The 23,575-nt window shown below is 57.1% G+C and carries 18 protein-coding genes and 3 tRNA genes; 15 read left to right on the top strand and 6 right to left on the bottom strand.

Annotated features, from left to right (window positions below; all coding sequences use genetic code 11):
* The first annotated feature begins 51 nt into the window (after window positions 1-51).
* The 7 genes from R3F64_RS16565 (at window position 52) to R3F64_RS16535 (ending at window position 4,698) form a co-directional block, all read left to right on the top strand.
* Window positions 52-522, top strand: coding sequence for a GNAT family N-acetyltransferase (locus R3F64_RS16565; RefSeq protein ID WP_085919110.1), 471 nt, complete (start codon window positions 52-54; stop codon window positions 520-522).
* Between the two features lie 23 nt (window positions 523-545).
* Complete coding sequence (locus R3F64_RS16560; RefSeq protein ID WP_332612653.1) at window positions 546-2,882, top strand: AsmA family protein; 2,337 nt, start codon at window positions 546-548, stop codon at window positions 2,880-2,882.
* A gap of 80 nt (window positions 2,883-2,962) precedes the next feature.
* Window positions 2,963-4,057 (top strand): A/G-specific adenine glycosylase, encoded by a 1,095-nt coding sequence (mutY, locus tag R3F64_RS16555; protein ID WP_332612651.1) that lies wholly within the window; start codon window positions 2,963-2,965, stop codon window positions 4,055-4,057.
* A gap of 33 nt (window positions 4,058-4,090) precedes the next feature.
* A complete protein-coding gene (locus R3F64_RS16550) occupies window positions 4,091-4,369 on the top strand; it encodes an oxidative damage protection protein (protein ID WP_085919107.1) in 279 nt (92 codons plus the stop codon).
* 78 nt (window positions 4,370-4,447) lie between these two features.
* Window positions 4,448-4,523: transfer RNA gene (locus R3F64_RS16545), tRNA-Phe, on the top strand.
* 6 nt (window positions 4,524-4,529) lie between these two features.
* Window positions 4,530-4,604: transfer RNA gene (locus R3F64_RS16540), tRNA-Gln, on the top strand.
* A gap of 18 nt (window positions 4,605-4,622) precedes the next feature.
* Window positions 4,623-4,698, top strand: a tRNA-Thr gene (locus R3F64_RS16535).
* Window positions 4,699-4,845: 147 nt separating this feature from the next.
* On the opposite strand, the gene R3F64_RS16530 is transcribed toward R3F64_RS16535, so the two are convergent.
* The 3 genes from R3F64_RS16530 to R3F64_RS16520 are packed head-to-tail and all read right to left on the bottom strand — an operon-like array spanning window position 4,846 to window position 9,190.
* Window positions 4,846-5,982, bottom strand: coding sequence for a lipocalin-like domain-containing protein (locus R3F64_RS16530; protein WP_332612649.1), 1,137 nt, complete (start codon window positions 5,980-5,982; stop codon window positions 4,846-4,848).
* Entirely contained in the window at window positions 5,979-8,528 is a 2,550-nt protein-coding gene (locus tag R3F64_RS16525; protein WP_332612648.1) for an ABC transporter permease, read from the bottom strand. Before R3F64_RS16525 ends, R3F64_RS16530 begins: the two co-directional genes overlap by 4 nt.
* Window positions 8,525-9,190, bottom strand: coding sequence for an ABC transporter ATP-binding protein (locus R3F64_RS16520; RefSeq protein WP_085919055.1), 666 nt, complete (start codon window positions 9,188-9,190; stop codon window positions 8,525-8,527). The genes R3F64_RS16525 and R3F64_RS16520 overlap by 4 nt, the downstream gene beginning before the upstream one ends.
* Window positions 9,191-9,523: 333 nt before the next feature.
* Here R3F64_RS16520 and thpD point away from each other — a divergent pair, with 333 nt between their 5' ends.
* Both thpD and R3F64_RS16510 read left to right on the top strand, forming a co-directional pair.
* A complete protein-coding gene (gene thpD, locus R3F64_RS16515; protein ID WP_085919054.1) occupies window positions 9,524-10,519 on the top strand; it encodes an ectoine hydroxylase in 996 nt (331 codons plus the stop codon).
* A gap of 96 nt (window positions 10,520-10,615) precedes the next feature.
* On the top strand, window positions 10,616-11,281 hold the full coding sequence (locus tag R3F64_RS16510; RefSeq protein ID WP_085919053.1) for a fumarylacetoacetate hydrolase family protein: 666 nt from the start codon (window positions 10,616-10,618) through the stop codon (window positions 11,279-11,281).
* 69 nt (window positions 11,282-11,350) lie between these two features.
* On the opposite strand, the gene speA is transcribed toward R3F64_RS16510, so the two are convergent.
* A complete protein-coding gene (gene speA, locus R3F64_RS16505; protein WP_085919052.1) occupies window positions 11,351-13,267 on the bottom strand; it encodes a biosynthetic arginine decarboxylase in 1,917 nt (638 codons plus the stop codon).
* Complete coding sequence (locus R3F64_RS16500) at window positions 13,264-14,223, bottom strand: homoserine kinase (protein WP_199284554.1); 960 nt, start codon at window positions 14,221-14,223, stop codon at window positions 13,264-13,266. Before R3F64_RS16500 ends, speA begins: the two co-directional genes overlap by 4 nt.
* 172 nt (window positions 14,224-14,395) lie before the next feature.
* Here R3F64_RS16500 and polA point away from each other — a divergent pair, with 172 nt between their 5' ends.
* Window positions 14,396-17,164, top strand: a complete 2,769-nt coding sequence (polA, locus tag R3F64_RS16495) for a DNA polymerase I (RefSeq protein WP_332612646.1) — start codon at window positions 14,396-14,398, stop codon at window positions 17,162-17,164.
* Window positions 17,165-17,224: 60 nt separating this feature from the next.
* Here the strand turns inward: polA and R3F64_RS16490 are convergent, their stop codons facing one another.
* Window positions 17,225-17,743 carry an Hcp family type VI secretion system effector gene (locus tag R3F64_RS16490; protein ID WP_085919050.1) on the bottom strand — a complete coding sequence of 173 codons (519 nt, stop codon included), beginning with the start codon at window positions 17,741-17,743 and terminating at the stop codon, window positions 17,225-17,227.
* Window positions 17,744-18,307: 564 nt separating this feature from the next.
* Between R3F64_RS16490 and tssB the strand changes: the two genes are divergently transcribed.
* Genes tssB through tssG form a run of 5 tightly spaced genes read left to right on the top strand, consistent with a single transcriptional unit; the run spans window position 18,308 to window position 23,573 of the window.
* Window positions 18,308-18,817: a type VI secretion system contractile sheath small subunit gene (gene tssB / locus R3F64_RS16485; protein ID WP_085919123.1), complete on the top strand. Its 510-nt coding sequence runs from the start codon at window positions 18,308-18,310 to the stop codon at window positions 18,815-18,817.
* A 56-nt stretch (window positions 18,818-18,873) separates the two neighbouring features.
* Complete coding sequence (gene tssC / locus R3F64_RS16480; protein ID WP_085919049.1) at window positions 18,874-20,358, top strand: type VI secretion system contractile sheath large subunit; 1,485 nt, start codon at window positions 18,874-18,876, stop codon at window positions 20,356-20,358.
* 16 nt (window positions 20,359-20,374) lie between these two features.
* Window positions 20,375-20,806, top strand: coding sequence for a type VI secretion system baseplate subunit TssE (gene tssE / locus R3F64_RS16475; RefSeq protein ID WP_085919048.1), 432 nt, complete (start codon window positions 20,375-20,377; stop codon window positions 20,804-20,806).
* Between the two features lie 17 nt (window positions 20,807-20,823).
* Window positions 20,824-22,587: a type VI secretion system baseplate subunit TssF gene (tssF, locus tag R3F64_RS16470; RefSeq protein ID WP_264824619.1), complete on the top strand. Its 1,764-nt coding sequence runs from the start codon at window positions 20,824-20,826 to the stop codon at window positions 22,585-22,587.
* Complete coding sequence (gene tssG / locus R3F64_RS16465) at window positions 22,551-23,573, top strand: type VI secretion system baseplate subunit TssG (RefSeq protein ID WP_332612641.1); 1,023 nt, start codon at window positions 22,551-22,553, stop codon at window positions 23,571-23,573. Before tssF ends, tssG begins: the two co-directional genes overlap by 37 nt.
* The last annotated feature ends 2 nt before the right edge of the window (window positions 23,574-23,575 follow it).

Below are 23,575 nucleotides of genomic sequence, written 5' to 3'. Positions count from 1 at the left end.
TCCATTGTGAAGAAAAAGCAGCCTTGCTGCGTTGGTGAAGAGGAATACTCCATGCCGGTGACACTGCATTACGTCGACCAAGCCCGGTGGCAAGCCGATGAGCAAGTGCGCCTTGATCTGATACGCATCTATTATGATGCGCCACAGGACCGAATGCCCAGCCAAACGGTCGAGCCTTTTATCGAGCAGCATTTGCAGCAGCATTTTTTCGGCTGCGCCCATTTCAATGACCGCTTATTGGGGGCTGTCGCGATCAAACAGGGTCAAGACGGTGCCTGGTGGCTATCAGATTTGTGTGTTCGCAAGACTACCCGGCGCCGGGGCGTAGGGTCCCGTTTGATGGCGTTACTCGGTGAAAAAGCCAAGCAGGATGGGCGTGTCTTGCGCATCGCCACGTCGTCGCTACCGTTGGCCGACCGCGTCTTGTTGTCAAAACTGGGGTACCGGCCTGTCGCAAATACTGAAAAGCCGTCTTTAGAGGCCCCGGTAACCAGCGATTTTGTTGAATTAGACCCTCGTTGAATTAAACCCACAAGGAAAGGGTAATGAGACAATTATTACGCATTGTACTCGCTGCAATTGGTATTTTGGCGATTGTGGCTGTCGCGGCTGTCGTGTACGTAACGACATTTTTAGACCCGGAGGACTTTAAGCCTCGCCTCACTGCCGTGGTCGAAGAACAAACAGGACTGAACCTGGATCTGGATGGACCGATCAACTGGTCGTTTTATCCGCGTATTGGCGTCAGCGTAGAGGCGGCCAATGCCAGGCTTCCCAGTCAAGATGAAGAAGACACGGCGTTTGCGGCGGTCGACCGTGCCGAGGTCAGCGTCGCTTTTGCGCCCTTGTTACGCGGTGAAATAGCCGTTGATGGCTTGACCCTGAACGGCGTGCGTTTAAATCTGCAGCGCAATGCCGACGGCGAGGGCAACTGGGAGCCGCTTCTGGACAGGCTTGTAGAGCAAAGCGAAGAAGCCGAAACCGTGCTGGCGCCAGCGAGTGCGGGTCCCAACGTGGATGCTGGCAGCCTGGAAGTCGTGTTGAGTATTGCCAATGTCAATATCAGCGGGGCCAATATCCGTTTCCGGGATGAGCAGGCCCAAGCGCTGTGGCATGTGCGAGACCTGAATGTCTCTGGTAGTAACGTCAATCCTGTTCGTGCCTTTCCGCTTAAGGCCATGTTCACCTTGACCAAGCACAATAACCTGGACGCTGAGGCATTGGAGCGAGCGCCCAATATATCAAGCGATATCGGCCTTGAAACACGCATGCAACTTGGCTTGTCAGAACAGAAGTTTGTGCTGGAAAACACCCAACTTAGTACGCGCACACGGTTTGAGGCTGAAGGCGAACCGCAGCAGTTCGACGTATCAGCGACTGAAGCCATTGTCCGGCTCGCTGAGCAGCAACTGAGCATTCGCGATGGAAAGCTGGAAACCACTCTTCGCCATCCGGAAAACTGGGATGGTGGGCTGGCGCTGGCGCTTGCGTTTGGTCTGGATGGAGACTGGCAAGCGCAAACCGCACGGTTAAAAGAACTGCAACTGACCGGGCCTGATAACCTGCGTGTCAGCGGTCACCTTAACGTGTCGCAATTCCGCGATGCGCCGGAATACCAAGGTCAGTTAACCGTCGCGCCATTCACCTTGCGCCCGTGGTTGGCTCGGTCGGGTGTGGTGCTTGAGACGGCAAGTGAAGCGGCACTCAGCGATGTTGCCATGACCAGCCCCATTGAAGGGGACTTGCAGAAAGTATCGCTACCCAGCCTCTCGCTGGTAGTGGATGACAGTACTTTTACTGGCAATATCGCGTCGCGACTGGACGGGTCGCGTGTCGACTTTGATCTTCAAGGTGACGTGCTCAACCTGGACCGTTATCTGCCGCGCCAAGAAACCGAACAGCAAGCAAGCTTGGAGGTTATCAAGGCCGCCGTTGCCGACGGCCCGGCTGAGCTCCTGCCCCAGGCGTGGTTGGCGTCGTCAAGCGTGAATGGCAGCCTGAATATCGAGTCGCTTGAGCTGGCGGGCATGGCGTTCAGCGATGCGCGCCTCCAGATGCAGGGCGATCAGGGGCTGCATCAGCTAAGCAATTTTGAAGCGGGCTTTTACGAAGGCGAATTGACCGCGAGCGGGCGCATAGACGCCACTCAGGATGAACTGCAGTGGGCGCTTTCACCCACCATGCAAAATGTTCAGGTAGCGCCGCTTATCGAGACGTTGAGCGAGGGTGATGAGGCGTCTCCGCTGAGGGGGCGACTTAATCTGAGCGGAGATCTCACAACGCGCGGTAATCAGCGCGAGGCATTGCTGCGCCACCTGAATGGCGACCTGAAGGCCCGGTTAACGGAGGGCGCCATTCTCGACATTAATGTCTCTCAAGAGATGTGCGAGCTTGCTGCCCGGCTGGAAGGCGAGGAAGTCCAGCGTGACTGGTCAAGCGATACCGCCTTCGATGAGTTTGCCGCAACGCTGCAGATTCGAGACGGCGTGGTGCGCAGCGACGATTTGATCATCACCGTGCCGGGGATCGAGGTAAAGGGCGAGGGCGAATACGACCTCACCAGCCAACGGTTTGATACGCATGCCAATGCCGGGCTTGTGGATACCGCAGATGCCGCGTGCGATGTGAATCCCCGTCTTGAAGCACTGCCGTTGCCATTGCGTTGCGAGGGCCATATCAGCGACGCCCGTGGCGAGTGGTGTCGTTTTGATCGTGATGCTTTTCAGGGTGCTGTTGTCGAGCTCATTCAGGAAGAAGCCGGTGGGCAGGTAAGCAAAGCCCTTGAGGAACGCCTGGGCGAATCGCTTGATTCACTTGACGAACGTCTGGGTGAAGGCAGTGGCAATGCCTTGCGTGAGGGGCTGCAGCGTTTATTTGATTAGTGGCCATCAGCCCGAACAGCGCCGGTCTTGAATCGGCGCTGTTTTTTTATATCAGCGCAATGCTTGATTAAGGAGTTTGCATGACGGACATGCCCGCGCCGCGGCTGGCCGCTGAGGTGTTTCAACAGCGTTTGCTAGACTGGTTTGACCGCTACGGTCGCCATGATCTGCCCTGGCAATCACCGCGCAGCGCCTACCGCGTTTGGGTCTCTGAAATCATGCTGCAACAGACCCAGGTGGCCACGGTCATTGCCTATTTTGAGCGCTTTATGGCGCGTTTTCCGACGCTGGAGGCACTGGCCGAGGCGCCTCAGGATGAAGTGCTACACCTGTGGACCGGGCTAGGTTACTACGCCCGAGCGCGTAATCTGCATAAAGCCGCGCAAGTGGCGCTTGAGGCCCACAACGGGGAACTACCCACCGACAGCGTCGAGGGGCTCATGGCGCTGCCTGGCATCGGCCGTTCGACGGCGGGAGCGATTATCGCCCAGAGCACCGGGCGGCGTGCTGCTATCCTGGATGGCAACGTCAAGCGTTCGCTGACGCGCTTGCATGCGGTGGCGGGCTGGCCGGGTAAACCTGCCGTAGAACGCAAACTGTGGGCCCTCGCTGACTACTACACGCCCGATTCCCGCGTGGCGGATTACACCCAGGCCATGATGGATTTTGGTGCCACGCTATGTAAGCGCAGTACCCCGCTTTGCGGGCATTGTCCTTTCAATGATGTCTGCCTGGCCTACGCGCAAGGCGAGACCAAGCGCTATCCTGAATCCAAGCCCAAGAAACCCTTGCCCACACGGGAAACCATCATGTTGATGCTTTACGACCCAGACGGACGGGTGTGGCTTGAGCAACGTCCGGAAAGCGGGCTTTGGGGTGGGCTTTGGAGCCTGCCGCAGTTTGACAGCCAAAGCCAACTGGCCTCATGGTTGGATGACCATGTGCTGGGGCCTGAGCGTTTGCCACCTCTGGCCTGTTTTCAGCATACCTTCAGCCATTTTCGTCTGGCGATTACCCCGCAGCCAGTCAGTTGCGATAGGCTGAAGGGCGTGCGCGAAGGAGGTGTCTGGTACGACCCCAGCCAACCGGCTGAGCTCGGCCTGGCCGCCCCCGTAAAGTCGCTGATCAATCAACTTACCCCTTTCACACTGACGTCGACGCCAGGGCACGCTTGACCCTGAGTAGCCGCTAAGTCTAGGAGCCATCTCATGCCGCAGACCGTATTTTGCCGCAAGTATCAACAAGAGCTGGAAGCCCTGCCATTTCCACCCCTGCCGGGGAAGCAGGGCCAGGAAATCCAGGCAACCGTTTCCAAGCAGGCCTGGGAAGACTGGCAGGCATTGCAAACGCGCTTGATCAATGAAAAACACCTCAACATGTTAGACCCCGAGGCTCGCGCCTACCTGATGGAGCAGATGCAGCGCTTTTTCGATAACCAGGAAACCGACCAGGCCGAAGGTTACGTGCCGCCGACACAAGCCACATAACTTGCCGACAAAACGGAAAGTTTTATAAAGGAGTTGACGAAAAGCCGAGATTCTTGTTTAATACGCACCGTTGGCAGCGGCCAGATAGCTCAGTCGGTAGAGCAGGGGATTGAAAATCCCCGTGTCGGCGGTTCGATTCCGTCTCTGGCCACCACACTGCTGGGGTATCGCCAAGTGGTAAGGCACCGCTTTTTGGTAGCGGCATTCCCAGGTTCGAATCCTGGTACCCCAGCCATTGTCGACTTTACGTGTAGCCGACATAGCTCAGTTGGTAGAGCAACTGACTTGTAATCAGTAGGTCCCGGGTTCGACTCCTGGTGTCGGCACCACTAAAAGTGGTTTAAAAATAGCACGTTATAGAATTTTAAAGGCCGCCTTCTAGGGCGGCTTTTTTGTGGGTGTCTACAAAGTGTCCACAGCGTAGACATTGCCAATGGGATGGCTTGGCGGCTTGTTTCATCCGCTCGTTGGTGTGATCAATACCCGGTCATCTCCAAATAGCCGACACCAACATTTTCCTGCGTTTCTGCCTGGCGAACCACGACATCGCCTTCCCAGTAGGGTACCGAAGTGGGCATCCAGCGATTGGGGTGGCGTGCCTCTACGATAAGTTGTAACCCAGCATCGGGCAGCGTGAGCGACCAGCGCGTAGGGATGTCTCGGTTGGCTACGGTCTGGGTTTCCAGCGGCGTCAGCGTGACGCGGTCGGCGCCGATGAGCTGGGTCTGCCCATCCACCGAGATTAAATGGGCAAAGACATAGTCGCCCCCGGCTTCGCCGCCGCCTCTTAACCGATAGGCCATCAGCTTGCGCCCATCGTCCAGGTGCAGCGAAAACCAGTCCCAGCCGGTTTGTTCCTGGGAGAGCAATTGGCTGCTCCATTCGCGGTCCAGCCAGCCTTGGCCGCTGACCTCGCGGGTTTCGCCGTTGAGCGTGACACGGCCGGTGATGCTTAAAAACGGCTGGCTGTAGTAGCGTGATCCCTGACCCTCGACGGTTTTCGCATTAAACCCATTTTCTCCGTGCCAGACCAATGGGCCTTGAGCGCTGAGGGTAAGCGTGTAACCGAACCGGTCTGCGCCCTCACCGCTGTAGGCTTGTAGCGTAAAATCCTCGAAGTTGGCGCCGGGCGGGCTTTCGAGTAACCAGTCATCAATCCAGGCCTGAAACGGCGCAGCTTCGGCGCCTGCCTGCCCATTGGTGTGTTCACTGTGGCTGCGCGCAAAGCGCTCGGCGGCAACGTGCGTTTCTCCCCGGGAAATCCCCAGGTGCGCCATCCATACCTGGTCGGCTGCCCATGGCGACGGCTCAGGGCGCTCGTCAGGGGGTGTCAGCGCCTGGCGAAACAGCGTCCATTGAAGACCGAGCGGCTCGCCCTTGTCGTCTTCAAGGTTGGCGGTCAGGTACCACCATTCGATGCGGTAGTCGGGGTGCGACCCGTGATCCTGGGGGAAGCTCAATGGCGTGGACGCATCCGCCTGAGCAAATTCCTCTGCGTTTTCACCCAGACCCGCAAACCCCTGGGGCGCCGCATCGGAAGGGGATTCCTGGCAGCCGATGAGGGTGGCACATGCCATCGCCACGAGCGCAGTCGATAACCGGAAATAATTCATGTGGCCCCCTGGTTTAGCATCGCCTGGGGAGAGGTACGCCACAGCTGAATTGATGGCAGGGCGGCGGCGGCCAAGGCCACGCCCAACGCGGTGATCAGCGTGATGAGTATGTCCCATGGGAAAAGGTAGAGCGGTAGCCGCCAGCCAAATGCCGCAGCGTTGATGATTGCCACGAGCGTCCAGGTGATGGCCATGCCCAGCGGAATCGCCACCACCCCGGTAAACAGTGCCAGCCCGCCGAGTTGAAAAAGCGGCAGGAAGGTCAGCGTTTTGCGCGGCACGCCGAGTGCCCATAGCGAAGCCAGCTGGCGCCGTCGTTCTCGCGCCTGGGCCAGCAACGTGGCGAGCAGCGCTAATGCCGCCACGCCCAGGGTGAGACCGTTCAATGCGCGGGTGATGGTAAAGGTACGTTCGAAAATTTGCGTCGCCAGCCGTTTGATTTCCTGTTGATCGACCATCGCCTCCGTGGATACGTCAAAGCGATCAGTCATTGCCTGTCGCAATGCCTGGCGGTCGGCGCGGTCGTTGACCACCAGCCCTATCGAGGCAACTTCGCCGCCGAAGCGCTGAATCAGCACTTCGGTGGGTACCAGGATCTGCTGGCGTGGGTTGCCGTAGTCAGGGTAAACCGCGGCAATCTCAAATGGCCTCGCCCCTTGCGGGGTATCCAGCGTGACCGCGTCACCCGGTACGAGTTGTTGTGCCACGGCCATCTGCTCGTTGATAAACACGCTATTCGCCGATAACGCTGCCCATGCAGTGGGTCTTCCTTCGGTTGTATCAAGCAGCGGCCAGCGGTCGGTGATGGTGGGTGCAGGGGTAATGCCGAACAGCGCAATGCGCTTGCGGGTACCCTGTTCTTGTGCGTCGTCCATCGCCAGCAGGTCGACGCTGCCGCGAGCGGTGGGCAGTGTTTCAGCAACGTCAGGTCGCGCATCGAGCCAATCCAGCATGGGTGCCAAGGTCGATGGCGAGGCATTGACATATAACGGGGCGGCCAACCGTTGGTCCAGCCAGTCCAGGAAGGTAAGGCGAAAGCCACCGACCATGCTGCTGACGCCCAGGTTGGTGGCAAGCGCAATCAGCAACGCCATCATGGCCAGGGAAAGTCGCGGCAGCTGTAGCTGAATATCGGCGACCGCCCAGTGGGCAAGCGGGTGACGGCGGAGCCATCGCTGCAGGAGATGGAGCACCCCATTTATCAGCGGCGGCAGGCATAGCGCGCTGCTCAGCAGTAGCGCGGCAACAAACCCAAAGCTTATCAGCACACCCTGGCCGGGCGGCAGTAGACTAAGCCACAGTACTAACCCCAAGGCGAGAACGGCCACCGCGGCGGCACCCAGTGTCATGCGTTTTAGCTGGCGCTGGTAGGCTAGTCGCCATGCCTGGGATTGGCCCAGTGCCAACACATTGAGGCGAGCCGCCCGCCAAAGCACACCGCTGCCCGCCAGCAGCAGGCCGCCGAAGGTAATCGCCAGGCTGCCCACCCAGTAGTGCCACGGCAGCACCAGGCTGCGATTGACGTCGGCTTGATAAAGTGACGACAGCGTCGTGGCGACATCAGGGAGTAGCTGGCCTGCCAGCCAAATGCCGCTGGCGAGCCCAAGCGCTGCGCCCAGGACGCCGAATACCAGCAATTCAAGCAGAATGGCCATGACGAGCGTGGTGGCGGGGACGCCCAGGGCGCGCAGCGTTCTTAGTGTGGTGAGGCGCTGTTCCATGGCAAGTCCCAGTGCGGCCTGGACGATAAACAGGCCGACGACTAATGACAGCAGTGCCAGGGCGGTGAGGTTGAGATGGAAGCTTTCGGTGAGCTGCTCTGGGGATGCCAGTGTAGCGGCGCGGGTGAGCCGATAGCCTTCGGGCGCTGTGGATAGCGCACCCGGGGCGGTGACCAGTTGGCTCAAGGTGTTATCGCGGTCTAGCAAGAGGGCGGCTGCGGCGATGTCCATCACCAGGGTGTTCGGCGGAAGGTCGGTGCGCAGCGCCAGTGGCGGAAGGCGCTGGCCGCTATCTCCAGCACTATCTCCAGCACTATCTCCAGCACTATCTCCAGCTCTGTCTCCAGCACTATCGACAGCAGGTGTCATGCCTGGCGCCTGCTGTCGAGAAAGCCCCAGCAAGTCGAGCGTGTCGGGAGCGAGCCGGGTTTGCCAGGGTGGCGTGATAAAGGCCGTTAACGCGGCACCGCTGGCGCCCAGCGTGTTGCTGCTTGGCAAGGTGAGCGGCTCAATGCCGACGATGGTCAGGCGTTCCCCATCGATTTCCAGGGTGCCTTCCAGCATCGGAGAGACGGGGAAGCCTTCTCGACGCAGTCTCAGGTAGTCCTCGCGGGTGAGTGGTTGGCCATCGCGCCGCGACAGCTCGTCAAGGTTGGCACTGAACAGTGCATTGGCACGGGCATAGCTGTCCTTGGCGGTGGCGTTAACGGCCTGGACGCTGCTCCACAGGGCGCTTGCGACCCACAGACCCAGCAATAGCATGGCTAGCTGCCCTGGATGGCGCCGGTAGTGGGCCAGTAATGTCGCCAGCACGCGCAGGATCATGAAGCGTTATCCTCCAGGCGCCCCAGGTGGAGGTGTACCAGGCGGTCGAGCGGTGCCGCGACGCGAGCGCTGTGCGTCACCATCAATAACGCACAGTGCGTCTCTTTCACCAGATCGAGCAATAGCCCGAGGACCGTATCCGCGCTTTGCTCGTCCAGGTTGCCGGTGGGCTCATCCGCTAGCAACAGGCGGGGACGAGCGGCCAGCGCGCGACCAATCGCCAGACGCTGCTGTTGACCACCCGACAGCTGCTCGGGATAGTAGGTCTCGCGACCGGAAAGCCCCAGACGCGCCATCAGGTGGGCAGTCCATTCTGCGTCCTCGCGGCCCGCCAGGCGCGCCTGGAGTCGCAGGTTATCGATGACGCTCAGGCTGGGCACCAGATGGAACTGCTGAAACACGAGCCCCAGCGACTGGCGACGCAGTCTGGCGCGAGCAGGCTCATCCAGGGAGGAGAGCGCATGACCGTCAATGCAGATCTCGCCGTCACTGGGCAGATCCAGGCCTGCCGCCAAATGCAGCAGCGTGGATTTGCCACTGCCCGATTCGCCCATCAAGGCCAGGCTATCGCCCTGTTGGAGCGTCAGGTTGATACCGTTGAGGACTGGCAATGTCCCCTGCGGGGTGCTGAAGGTTTTGTGTACCTGATGCAGGACCAGCATGGGGTCTCCTGTTGCCCGCAAAACGATGGATCATAAAGTATACAGATATTTTACTTGTAGTTTATATGGTATCGATTTTGTAATGGATAGGCTGAAAACTACCGGTGCGTGTGGGGGTGGTAGGTACTGTCTTGAATGGGCTGAATCGGACTGTATACACTGTAAGACCTTCCCTGGATGTACAGGCGCAAAAGAGTGAATTTTTTTCACGTAACCCATGTTATGGGGTGCGCATGTACGACTTGCAGGGAAGCTGAGGTTGTCTACCTTGTGCACTGCAAGATGAGTTACCTGAAATTGATCTGAAATTTAATCATACAAGGAGTGGATTAGATGACAGTCAGCAACACACCTCTCAATGTTGTTAACACACACAAGCAATATAGCGAAATGACAGACATGCCGTCTGCTCAGTTTTCGATGGTCAAGGATCCCTATCCATCGCGGCTGGCTAACGCCCCAGCGTCACTCTGGCAACCGCGCCAGGAGTCAGTGGTGAAAGGTCGGCACTTGTCTGGCCCTCTCAGCCAGGCGCAACTCGACGAGTTCGAACGCAAAGGGTTTCTGTTTATCCCTGACCTGATCGTCGGTTCAGAGCTTGATGAGCTGCGTCGGGAGTTGCGGGCACTAATGAATCATGATGCCTATCGGGATAAACCGTATAGCGTTACCGAGCCGGAAAGTCAGGAGATCCGTTCGCTGTTTGCCGTGCATCTTCTCTCGCAGCGCATGGGTGAGCTCGCCCGGGATGAGCGCCTGGCGGGGGCTGCGCGGCAACTGATCGGCGCCGAGCCCTATGTGCATCAGTCGCGCATCAATTATAAGCCTGGGTTTGCCGGCAAAGGTTTCAACTGGCACTCCGACTTTGAAACCTGGCACGCTGAAGACGGGATGCCCAACATGCATGCCGTGAGCGCCTCACTGATTCTGACAGAAAACCACGAATTTAATGGCCCTTTGATGTTGATCCCAGGGTCGCACAAGAAATTCGTGCCGTGTCTGGGGGAAACGCCAGGAGACAACTACAAAAGCTCACTTAAAGCGCAGGAAGTTGGCGTGCCAAGCAAAGAAGCACTGACGGAACTGGTCGCCGAGCATGGTATTGAGGCGCCCAAGGGTCAGGCAGGTGGCCTGTTGCTGTTTGACTGCAACACGCTGCATGCTTCCAATGCCAACCTGTCGCCAGATCCGCGCAGCAACGTTTTTTTTGTGTTTAACCGTCCGGATAACCGTTGCCGCGAGCCTTATGCAGCACCAGCATCGCGTCCTGGCTTTCTTGCCCACGAACCTGATGACGACGTCCAGTCGTTAACAGCGCCATCCCGGTAAATTAACCCGGTAACCACTCAGGTGTGGAACAATCGCATGGCTGGGGTAGACTGGTGCGCTTGCTACTGTGTGTGCATCATAAGGAGTCACCCCATCATGCGTTTTGTTCCCCAATTTACCGATGGTCAAGCGTTTCCCTACGAGCTGGGCAAGGTTGTGTGTGTTGGGCGCAACTATGCTGACCACGCTAAAGAGCTGGATAATCCGGTTCCCACCCAGCCACTGCTGTTTATCAAACCGGCGACCAGCGTCGTGGATATTCAGCAGCCGTTGTCACCTCCCTTTCAACGTGGCGATGTTCACTACGAGACTGAACTGGCCCTGTTAGTCGGCAAAACCATCAGTGATGCGACGCCGGATGAAGCCAGTGCAGCGATTGTCGGGCTGGGGCTGGCGCTTGATTTAACGCTGCGCGATGTTCAAACCGAACTGAAAGACAAAGGACATCCCTGGGAGGTTGCCAAGGCATTTGACGGTGCCTGCCCGCTGTCGCCGTTTCTACCATTGAGCCGCGAACCAAATTGGAACGCGCTGTCCTTCAAGCTGGAGATTGACGGTGAAGAACGCCAGCACGGTGAGGGGGCGGACATGATTTTCACCATCCCTACCCTGGTCGCAGAGATGAGCCGTCATTTCACCCTGGAAGCAGGAGACGTCATTTTAACCGGGACGCCCTCGGGAGTGGGTGAGCTGCCACGTGGCGCCACGCTGCACATGACGCTGACCGGTGGTTTGGATATTACCACCAGCGTGGTTGAGTGAGCCGCTGACAGTAAAAGGCCACCGACAGCGTCGGTGGCCTTAGTTTTGACAAAGGCGGGTAAGCCAACGCTATTCCAGGTAGGTGTAGCCTTCCAATCCGTCGCTCAAGCTGGCGGCAAAACGTGCCTGCTCGCTGGCGGAAAAACCACTGGTAGCCAACTGTTCAGTGAGCTTTTGCTTCAATACCCGGGCATCGAAGTTCACGTAGGCGAGCACCTCCGCCACCGTATCCCCGGCCTGAGCATTGGACAGCTGCCACTCACCGTCGGGGCCCAGAGCCGCATCCACTGAGTCGGTATCGCCGAAAAGGTTGTGCAAGTCACCGAGAATTTCCTGATAAGCCCCCACCAGGAAAAAGCCCAGCCAGCGCTCATCCTCGGTTGCCCACTCAGGAATCGGCAAGGTGCTTTCAACGCCCTGGCCGTCCACATAGCTATCGATGCGGCCATCGGAGTCGCAGGTGATGTCCTGGATAATCGCTCGACGCGTCGGAGGTTGATCCAGCCCGCTTAACGGCAGTACCGGGAAAATCTGCTCGATGCCCCAGACATCGGGCACTGACTGGAACAGCGAGAAGTTGACGAAGAGTTTGTCGGCCAGCTTCTCCGCGAGCTCATCCATGATGTCGCGATGCGCCCGGTTGCGCGTATCCAGTTGGCTGCGCAGTCTTGCGCACGCGGCCATATACAGGCGCTCGCCTTCGGCGCGGGCATTGATATCGCTGAGCCCCAGCACGAAGCGGTCCTGTAATTCGCTGACCGCCTGGAACAAATCATGCCACGCCTCGACCAGCACGCGAGGTTCCTGGGGTTCTGCCAACTGCTCAAAGACGCGCCATAACGCGGCTACTTGCAGATCATCCTGTTGGGAACGCTCGGGCGGCGTGTCGTCGATACGCTCATCGCCAATCACATTGGTAATCAGCACGGCATGATGGGCGGTTAGTGCCCGGCCGGACTCGCTGATCAGGTGCGGCTGGGGCAGCTTGGCATCCTGGCAGAGCTGGGCAAAGGCACTGACCACGTTGCGGGCATACTCGCGCATTGAATAGTTGGCCGAGCAGTCGCTGCGCGACCGGGTGCCTTCATAATCGATACCCAGGCCACCGCCCACATCGACGGTATCAATCGGGGCACCCAGGGTAATCAGGTTTTGATAGAAGCGGGCACACTCACGCAGACCACGCTGAATATCGCGGATATTGGCAATCTGAGAACCCAGATGGAAGTGCACAAGCTGCAGGCTATCGAGGGCTTTCTGAGTACGCAGAGTCTCCACGACGGACAGAATCTGGCTGGCGGTAAGGCCAAACTTGGATTTTTCGCCGCCGGTATTTTGCCACTTGCCTTTGCCGACGGAAGCAAGCCGAGCGCGCAAGCCGATACGCGGCGTCACGTCCAGCTCACGAGCCTCTTCAAGAATGACGTCGAGCTCTGAGAGTTTTTCGACTACCAGGTAAACCCGGTGGCCGAGTTTCTCGCCCAGCAATGCCAGTCGGATGTACTCACGATCTTTATAGCCGTTACACACGATCAGCGAAGAGCCGCCCTCCGAGAGGGCAAGCACTGCCAGCAATTCGGGCTTGCTGCCGGCTTCCAGGCCGACACGACCGCGGCCGCGTTCGGCGGTGGCCAGGATTTCCTCCACCACGCGTCGTTGCTGGTTGACCTTGATAGGGTAAACCGCCGTATAGCCGCCCGCATAGTCGAGCTCTTGCATGGCGACGTCAAAAGCGCCGCAAAGTTGCTCAACGCGATCGTGAAGGATGTCGCTGAAACGCACCAGTACCGGTAGGCGTAACCCGGTTTTCTGAAGTTGGCGCACGAGGCTGCTCAGCGGCAGTGCCGGCCCCTCGGCCGCGTTGCCTAATGGCCTCACCAGTGCCTGGCCCTGGTCATCCACATCGAAGTAGCCACTCCCCCACTGGTCAATGTTCCAGGTGCGACGAGCACGCTGGGCTGAACGGGTGGTGGACGCTTCGCTCATGAAGATGCCTCGGGTAGTGGTAATGCACCATGGGTGATGCGCGCTTTCAGGATGGTTCGGAAACGGTCGGGGTCATGGGGGGTCAAGTCGTGGGCGGGTGGGTCCACGTAAACCACCAGCAGGCGCGAGAGCCAGTAGCGCAGCGCTGTCATGCGCAGCATGGTCGGCCACAGTGCTTGCTCATCCGCCGTTAATGGACGGCGGGCCTGATACGCACTAAGGATGGCCGCATAGCGTTCGCTGTTCAGCGTACCGTCCCCATTGGAAGCCCAGTCGTTAATGACAATGGCGAGGTCAAACAGCAAGTCACCGGTGCAGCCATTGTAAAAGTCGATAATGCCGCCAAGCTCGTCGCCTTCAAACAGCGTGTTGTCGCGGAAAAGGTCGCCATGAAGCGCGCCCTGGGGCAACTCATCGTGTTGGGCGAAGGCACTTTCGAAGTCATCGACCTCGTCTTTCATCAGCGTCTGGTCATCAGGACTCAGGTAAGTCAGCACCCTGTGATGCATGGCATGTAGCCAATGCAGGTCCCGCGGATTGGGGCGATGCCCGGGAAAGTGCTTGGACACCACGTGCATTCGCCCAAGGGTATCGCCCAGCGCATGGCATTGGGCCAGATTGGGTGCCTCTGGGTGACGACCCCGCAAGCGCGGAAACATTAGCGCGGGCTTGCCGGCCAAGCTGTGAAGCGCAACGCCATCGCGGTCGTGAACTGTGCCGGGGACGGGCAGACGGTGCTCATCCAGGTAGTCCAATAACTCGACAAAAAACGGCAGCTCGGCATGCTCGCCCTGTTCGAACAGGGTCAATACCAGTTCGCGATGGTCGGTGGTCACAAAGAACGTCGAATTTTCTGTGCCCGCCGCGACGCCCTGAAGGGAAACGAAGCTGCCAACATCAAATTTTTCTAAAAACGTAGCGACCTGTGCGTCGCTAAGCGGAGTGAATACAGCCATGAGAATCTCGCCCAGGTTGCTAAGCCCATTATTGTAGCGGCTTGATGCATCAGTTGGCAGCGTTGTGTCATGTTGAATAACACATACCATCATCTTGGGTCTGCAGTGTTGGCGCCGAACGCGTATCATGGAAAGTCGATGTCTTACTGTTTGCCAACAATGGAATTTGGTTATGGCCCGTGCTCCGATCGTGCTTGTCGATGGCTCCTCTTACCTGTACCGCGCGTTTCATGCGCTGCCGCCGCTAACCACCTCCAATGGCCAGCCTACGGGCGCCGTGAAGGGGGTGCTGAACATGCTCAAACGGCTGATCAAGGATTATCCCGAAAGCCCCATGGCCGTCGTTTTTGACGCGCCGGGTAAGACCTTTCGCGATGACCTGTACAGCGACTACAAGGCCCATCGGCCGCCGATGCCCGACGACCTGCGCAGTCAGGTCAAGCCACTGCACGAGTGCGTGAAAGCTCTCGGCCTGCCGCTGCTGTGTATTGAAGGTGTTGAAGCTGACGACGTGATTGGCACCCTGGCCCACCATGCCACTCAGGCAGGGCGCGACGCGGTGATCTCTACTGGCGATAAGGACATGGCGCAACTGGTCAATGCCCATATCACGCTGGTCAATACCATGAAGGATGAGACGCTGGATGAGGCAGGCGTTGAGCAGAAATTCGGTCTGCCGCCCGCATTGGTCATCGATTTTCTCGCCTTGATGGGCGACAAGGTCGATAACATTCCCGGCGTGCCAGGGGTCGGGGAAAAAACTGCCATTGGCTTGCTTCAGGGCATGGGCGGGGGGTTGGATACCATTTATGGAGATCTGGACCGGGTTAAAACCTTGTCATTCCGGGGTGCCAAAACGTTGCCCAAAAAACTGGAAGAACACCGTGAGCAGGCGTTTCTTTCTTATCAACTTGCTACCATCAAGATCGATTGTGAGTTGCCCGTGGGGCTGGACGACCTGGACATCGCACACCCAGATCGTGAAGCGCTGGTAGAGCTCTACAAAGAGATGGAGTTCAAGCAGTGGCTGGGTGAGCTTCTTGAAGGCCAGGATGAAGGCGTTGATGACGTCAAGAGCGGCGAGCCCGCGCCCGCCAGCGCCACCGCCGATGATAGCGTTGCCGCCCCCAGCGAGCGACGCGATCATGTGATCGTAGAGCAAAGTGAGCTGGATACATGGCTGGAACGCTTGCATAACGCTGAGCGCTTCTGCTTCGACCTGGAAACCACCAGCCTCAACTACATGGACGCCGAAATTGTCGGCATTGGCCTGGCGCTTGAGGCTGGTGAAGCCGCCTATATTCCGGTGGCCCATGATTACCTGGATGCCCCGGCGCAGCTTGACCGCAAAGCGGTATTGACCGCGCTGAAACCGCTGTTGGAAGACATCCATAAAACCAAAATTGGCCAGAACCTCAAGTACGATATTTCCGTGCTGGCCAACTATGATATTGCCGTGGCGGGACCGCTGGCTGACACCATGCTGGCCTCCTACGTGCTGAATTCTACCGCCACGCGACACGACATGGACTCCCTGGCGCTGAAGTATCTGGGTGAAAGCACCATTTCGTTTGAAGACATCGCTGGTAAAGGCGCCAAACAGTTGACCTTCAATCAAGTCGCTCTGGAGCAGGCGACCCCGTACGCCTGTGAAGATGTGGATATTACCCTGCGGTTGCAGGAAACCCTGCGCCCTCAGGTCGAGCGCGAAGGCCGCCTCGCTGAGGTACTGGATCATCTGGAGCTACCGCTGGTGAGCGTGCTATCGCGCATCGAACGCAATGGCGTGGCGTTGGATGCAGAACGCCTTCATGAGCACAGCCAGCAGTTGGAAACCCGCATCCGTGAGCTGGAAAGCCAGGCGTATGAACTGGCTGGGCGCGAATTCAATCTGGGTTCACCCAAGCAGTTGGGGCAGATTCTGTTTGAAGAACAGAAAATTCCGGTCCTCAAAAAGACCCCCAAAGGTGCTCCTTCGACCGCAGAAGCGGTGCTGGAAGAGCTGGCGCTGGATTACCCGCTGCCCAAGGTGATTATGCAGCACCGTGGGCTTGCCAAGCTGAAGTCCACCTACACCGACAAGCTACCGCGTCTTTTGAACAAAGCCACCGGACGCGTTCACACTAGCTACCATCAGGCGGTCACGGCTACGGGTCGGCTGTCATCGTCCGACCCCAACCTGCAGAACATCCCCATCCGCACCGAAGAAGGCCGCAAGATTCGCCAGGCGTTTGTGGCTCGTCCCGGTTACCGTATTGTGGCGGCCGACTACTCACAGATCGAGCTGCGCATCATGGCGCACCTGTCGGAAGACAAGGGCCTGCTTGAAGCCTTTGCCGAAGGGCGCGATATCCACACGGCCACCGCGGCGGAGGTGTTTGGTACGTCGCTTGAGAACGTCTCCGGCGATCAGCGGCGTAGTGCCAAGGCCATCAACTTTGGCTTGATCTACGGCATGAGCGCCTGGGGCCTGTCGCGCCAGCTGCACATCGAGCGTAACCAGGCGCAAACCTATATCGACCGCTACTTTGATCGCTACCCAGGGGTGGCGCGCTACATGGATCGTATTCGCAGTCAGGCGGCAGAGGACGGCTATGTGGAAACCGTAAGAGGGCGCCGTCTCTACTTACCGGAAATCCACTCGCAAAACCGTAACCGTCGGCAGGGGGCCGAGCGTACCGCGATCAACGCGCCCATGCAGGGCACCGCGGCGGATATCATCAAGCAGGCGATGATCGATGTGGATGCCTGGCTTGCAGAGGGCGAGTTTGACGCGCTAATGGTCATGCAGGTGCACGACGAGCTGGTGTTTGAAGTCGCCGAGGACCAGGTGAAGGCCTTCATTGAAGAGGTGCAGACGCGCATGCAGGGCGCCGTCAAACTGAGTGTGCCCCTCATTGTGGAAGCCGAAAGCGGTAACAACTGGGATGAGGCTCACTGAGGCGGTTGAGCTATCGATATGAACCCATGCGTCGCCTGAAGGCGACGCATGGTGAAGAGATTAACTCTCGATGGGTGCGCGCCAGTCGTCAGAGCCTGATGTGCCTGCGACGGTATGCTCCCAATCAATCTTGCGGTAAGACAGGGATACGTCCATCAACTGAGTAAACTCAGACTTGGTAACGTCTTGGGCGTGCGGCATGCGCAGATTGATATCCACGATGGTGGCGTCGGTTAGTGCCGTAGTAAAGAAATGCTCTTGCTTGCCTTCAACCGACGTGCGGTACCACTTGAGCTCGACGTTGGGCAGCATTTCGCCTGATGCCAGCGCGTTATACATCAACGGAACGGCCTTGTTCAGCGCCACGGTAAACACAAAGGGTTTGTGGGCGCGCTGACCGGAAGGCTGGCCAGATTGTGGATCGGTGGGAACCGTTACCACATGCTTGAATTCCTGCACCAGCATTTCATCTTCGTGACCCTCGACATAAATGTTGCCGACCGAGTCCGGTGTGAATGCGCCTGCCGTAATGTTGCCCTGAGACTGTCCTTCGATGCTGATATAACATGGAGTTGGCATAAAACTGCTCCTAGACGGAATAAATAAAAGAAAAACCCAGTGTGGGTGCTATAAGACAGCAACTATCGTGCCTAAACTATATTTTTGTTTTATTTCATATATTTATTTTAATCTATATGTAAGGCTATTTTAAATTAGGCAATTTTTTGCCTGGTTTTAAGCAAGTCTTTGCTTCCTCTGGCGGTATCTTGCTCGGTCTTTCCTTGGTGCTTTTTTGTTGTGTTGTTTGTTTCTAATTAGCGATCAGATTGAGCTTTACGCGATAAAAGATAAGTTGGTTTGTAAGAAAAAGCGGTTCATTTTTATAAGAGATTGCCGATTCGTTTGTAAGATATTTCTTACATGGAAATTTCGGCTTGGTGTTTTAAAGTCAAATTAGAGGCTAAAAGCGTCGAAGTTCGGTAAAAACAATCAATGTTTGTAATCCTGCTAAGCAAAGGTGGCTTGTCGTTACCTGGTCCCCGGGTTGGCGGGTAGTTGCTAAGTTCGCTACATTCCCGGGATTGATAACCATTCACAGTTGTAGGAAGCCTTTTGCTGGGCTTCGGGGCAGAGCGAACCACCATGGCTAAACAAGGCACCGTCGCGCCAAAAGAGCGCATCAATATCAAGTATGTACCGGCGACAGGTGACCAGCAGGCGGAGACTGAGTTGCCGCTTAAGCTGCTGGTTGTGGGAGATTTTAAAGGCAACGAGGAAGAAGCGCCGATAGAAGAGCGTCAAGCCGTTTCTGTTGATAAAAACAACTTTCAGTCAGTCATGCGCGAAGCGGGACTCACCTTGCAGGCGTCGGTGCCTAACCGTCTCGCCGAAGAGAGCGAAGAGCCGGGCGACATGGCGGTGGACCTGTCCTTCAAATCGCTCAGCGATTTCTCCCCTGACTCGATCGCCAAGCAGGTGCCTGAATTGCGCCAGTTGGTCGAGTTGCGTGAAGCTCTGGTGGCCTTGAAAGGGCCGCTGGGCAATGTCCCCGCCTTCCGTGATCGTTTGCAAAAGTTGTTGGAAAGCGATGAGGCCCGACAGCAACTGCTGGATGAGCTGGCGCTGCTCGATACCCAGGGCAAGGGTGAGTAGCGCATTAGTCAGGTGGATTTTTCAAGCGTGCGTTTCAGCGAATTCGGGGCGGAATGATGAGTAAAGCAGCAAAGCAGCAGACAACGACGGCAGAGACAGAGTCAGAGGATGTTTCGCTTCTCGATCAGGTGATGGCCCAAACCCGCATGGCGCCAGCCGATGAGGGGTATGACGTCGCCAAGCAGGGTGTTGCAGCGTTTATATCAGAGTTGCTTAAAGGCAGTGAAACAACACCCAGTGTCAATAAGTCGCTGGTCGATAACATGATCGTTGAGCTGGATCGCAAGATCAGCCATCAAGTTGATGAAATTTTGCATGAGCCTGGATTCCAGCAGTTGGAATCGGCGTGGCGCGGCCTGAAACTGCTTGTTGACCGGACTGACTTTCGTGAAAACATTAAGCTTGATGTGTTGCACGCCACCAAGCAAGAGCTGCTGGAAGACTTCGAGTTCGCGCCCGAAATCAGTCAGAGCGGCCTCTACCACCATGTGTACAACGCCGGTTATGGCCAGTTTGGTGGCGAGCCGGTAGCGGGGATTATCGGGCATTACGATTTTTCGCCGTCCACCCCTGACATGAAGTTGCTGCAGCACACTGCTGCGGTGGGTGCCATGGCGCACGCCCCCTTTATGTCATCGGTGGCACCGTCATTCTTCGGTATTGAAAGCTTTGAAGAACTGCCGAACATTAAAGATTTCAAAGCCATCTTTGAAGGCCCCAAATATGCGCGCTGGCGCAGCTTGCGTGAGTCTGAAGATGCGCGGTATCTAGGGTTGACGGCGCCACGCTTCCTGTTGCGTACGCCTTACGATCCCGTTGAAAACCCTGTTAAAACATTTAATTACCGGGAAACGGTAAGTGAAGACCATGATCATTACCTTTGGGGTAATACCGCCTACCTACTTGCCGAGCGCTTGACTGACAGCTTCGCTAAATACCGTTGGTGCCCCAATATCATTGGCCCGCAAAGTGGAGGAGCCGTCGAAAACCTCCCGGTTCACACCTATGAAGCATTTGGTCAACTGCAGGCCAAAATCCCCACGGAAGTGCTGATCACGGATCGGCGTGAATTTGAAATGGCTGAAGAGGGTTTTATTTCGCTGACCATGCGAAAAGGTAGCGACAATGCAGCTTTCTTCTCGGCGAATTCTGTGCAAAAGCCCAAGGTGTTCCCTAATACCGCCGAAGGCAAAGAGGCAGAAACCAACTTCAAGTTAGGCACTCAGCTGCCTTACATGTTCATTATCAACCGCCTGGCACACTACGTGAAGGTGCTTCAGCGCGAGCAGATCGGCTCCTGGAAAGAGCGTCAGGACCTTGAACGTGAGCTCAACACCTGGATTCGCCAGTACGTCGCTGATCAAGAGAACCCGCCGGCTGATGTGCGTAGTCGACGCCCGCTCCGTGCGGCCTCTATTCAGGTGTCAGATGTAGAGGGCGATCCGGGCTGGTATCAGGTCTCAATGGCGGTTCGGCCGCATTTTAAATACATGGGAGCTAACTTCGAGCTATCACTCGTCGGGCGTCTCGACAAGGAATAATAGGGACGGCAGGTCGATGGCAGCTAACAGCAACGGGGTATTAGGCACTCGCTTGTTCGAGCGCCTTGCTGCACCTCATCAACCGGTGAGGCAAGAAGAAAATGATCGGCTTGAAGATGTAGTTGAGTCGATCAAGCGCCATCTGGTGGAGTTGCTGAACAGTCATCCTGGAAACTGCACCTGCGCACCGGAATTGGGGCTGCTGGATTTTAACGATGCCACGATCGGCGTACTCGATCTGGAGCTCAGCGTCCAGCAGGCGATCCGGCAATGCATTGAGCACTTTGAACCGCGGGTAAAGCGCGTGGATGTTGAGGCGTTGCCCAGTGCAGGCGATCCATTGCAACTGCGTTTTCAAGTCCATGCCACCGTTGCGCTTGGGAAGGCGAGTGCCCAAACCACCATCGATCTGTTGCTTAACAACAAGCGTTATCAGTGTCTCAACTGATGGGCTGAGGGGCACGCATGCTCAATCGCTATTATCGAGATGAACTCAACTTTCTGAAGCGTCAGGGACGGGAGTTTGCACAAGCAAATCCAGGCCTGAGTCGCTTCCTGTCTGAGCGCAGTACCGACCCGGATGTCGAGCGCCTGCTGGAAGGGTTTGCCTTTTTAACCGGTCGTATGCGTGAGAAAGTGGAAGACGAGTTTCCTGAGCTCACCCATTCGCTTATCAGCATGCTGTGGCCGAACTACCTGCGGCCCGTACCCAGCATGACGGTCGTGCAATTTACCCCAGCGTGGCATGCGTTAAGCCATCAGCAGCCCGTTGCAAGAGGCACATCACTTGCCAGTACGCCCGTGGAAAAGACCGCCTGTTTATTCCGCACTTGTCACGATGTAACGCTATACCCGCTAGCTCATAGTGGTGTGAGCGCGCGCCATACCCGTGAAACCTCGGTGGTCGAGCTGGCGATGGATGTGCATAGCGACCAGCCGATGGACGCCATGGGGATTGAGTCGTTGCGGCTGCATCTGGGCGGCGATGCCTATACGGCAAGAACGTTGTACCTATGGCTTAATCACTACCTGACCCGCGTCGAGCTGGACGTTGACGGCTGGCAGCAATCCCTGCCCACCAATGCACTTCAAGCGGTAGGTTTTGAGCGCGATCAGGCGCTATTGCCTTACCCCCGTAATGTGCATCAGGGCTACCGAATTTTACAAGAGTACCTCTGCTTTCCCGAGGCGTTTCATTTCTTCGATGTCACAAGGCTGAACCAGTACTTACCGTCAAAACCCGCGGAAAGGGTCACGTTGCGCTTTGAGTTTTCTCGCACTCTGCCGACGGATGTGCGGGTTCAGGATGAGCACCTGGCGCTTTATTGCACGCCCGCGATTAACTTGTTCAGCCACGATGCCGAGCCGATCGACCTGAGCGGTGAGCGAAGCGAGTATCGCCTGCGGCCCAGTACACGCTCACCGTCACATTATGAAGTGTTCAGCGTCGACAATGTTCACGGTTGGGTAGGGCGAGCAGAGACAGACCGGCAGGGCGAGCCTCGGCGTTACGTTCCCTTTGAAAGTTTTCAGCATCAAATTGAGCGCGACCGGGGGCGTGAAGCCCTCTATTACCGTTTACGAGTGCGTGACAGCCTGCGTAGTGATGGCTTTGACCACGATATTGCCTTTATGCGGGGCGACGAGCAGGCACACCTTGAAAGCCGTGAAACAATCTCATTGCAGCTGACTTGCAGCAATCGTGAATTGCCAGAGCAACTGACGGTGGGTGATGTTTGCGTGCCAACTGAGAACAGCCCTGCCTATGCCGACTTTCGCAATATCACCCGGCCGACGCCCGTGCTGCGACCCGCACTGGATGATGGGCTGCTCTGGATGCTGATCTCCAACCTGTCCCTCAACTACCTCTCGTTACTGGAGCGTGATGCCCTGTGTTCAGTGCTGCGAGCTTATGACTTTCGCGCGCTTGTCGATCGTCAAGCAGAACGCATCGCTCAAAAAAGATGGGCAGGCATCGTGGATATCGAAACACAGTCGGTTGATCGACTGCGCAAAGGCATGCCCATACGTGGCCTTCGCTCAGTGATGACGTTGGACCAGGACGCCTTTGGTGATGAAGGCAGTTTGTACCTGTTTGGCAGTGTGCTGGCGCGGTTTTTCTCTCTTTACGCCAGCATCAACTCTTTTCATGAGTTGCATGTTGTTAATCGACATAACCAAGAGCGCTACACATGGAGTTTACAGGCGGGGCAGCAGCCCCTGATGTAGCGCTAACGCCTCTCATGAAAGAGGCGAGACGTTACGAGTTTTTCCAGTTGGTTGAGCTCCTGCACCGTCATCATGGCGATGATTTAGAGCAGGGGCCTGGCGGTAGCGTGCCCTCACTGCAGCGCGTCCGCTTCAAGGCATCGGCTTCACTGGGCTTCCCCGGTAGCGATGTGCTGACCCTGGCGATGAACGAAAGTGGCCAGTACGAGATGAAGGTCAGCTTTATGGGGCTGCAGGGCGCCCAGTCGCCGCTCCCGAGCTATTACCTTGAAGCGCTGGCCCATGAGTCAGCGCATCAGGAAGGGGCGGCAGGCGATTTTCTGGATTTTTTTAATCATCGCCTGCTGACCCTGATGCACCGTAATTGGCGTAAATACCGCCACTACGTGCGTTACCAGGATGATGCCAAGGACGGGTTTTCAGCGGCGATTTTTGCGTTGGTGGGACTAGCCGACGGTGATCTGCGCGGCGAGACGCCGATCAACTGGAGCAAGATGCTGGCCTACGCAGGTCTGCTGGCGGGCCGCTCGCGCTCTCCCGACGTGGTATGCGGCATTGTCGGTCATTGTTTTGACCTGGATCAGGTAGAGGTTGATGAGTGGGTGTTGCGTTGGGTCGACATACCCCCCGACCAACGAAGCCGCGCGGGCCTTGCCGGTATGACCTTGGGCGAGGACGTGGTGGCCGGGGAGCGTGTTGCCGACGTCAAGGGCAAATTCGCGCTTTGCTTGCGGGGCTTGAGCCTCTCTCGTTTTAGAGACTTTTTGCCCGATGGTGAGGAGCATAATTCATTGAAAACACTGGTGAGTTTTGTGCTGCGTGAGCCGCTGGCCTATGACCTTGAACTTGAACTGTTGCCCAGCGCTGTCAAACCCATGCGTCTGGGGGATGGTGGTTCGTGTCAGCTTGGCTGGACCACCTTTGTCGACCCAGAAAGCGTTGATAACCCAAGTCGTCGCCGCGTGCGCATCCAAATGACGAGTTAAAC

This window comes from Halomonas sp. 5021, assembly GCF_036663435.1.
Classification (GTDB): domain Bacteria; phylum Pseudomonadota; class Gammaproteobacteria; order Pseudomonadales; family Halomonadaceae; genus Vreelandella; species Vreelandella janggokensis.
This window is presented reverse-complemented; position numbering and strand designations above follow the sequence as displayed.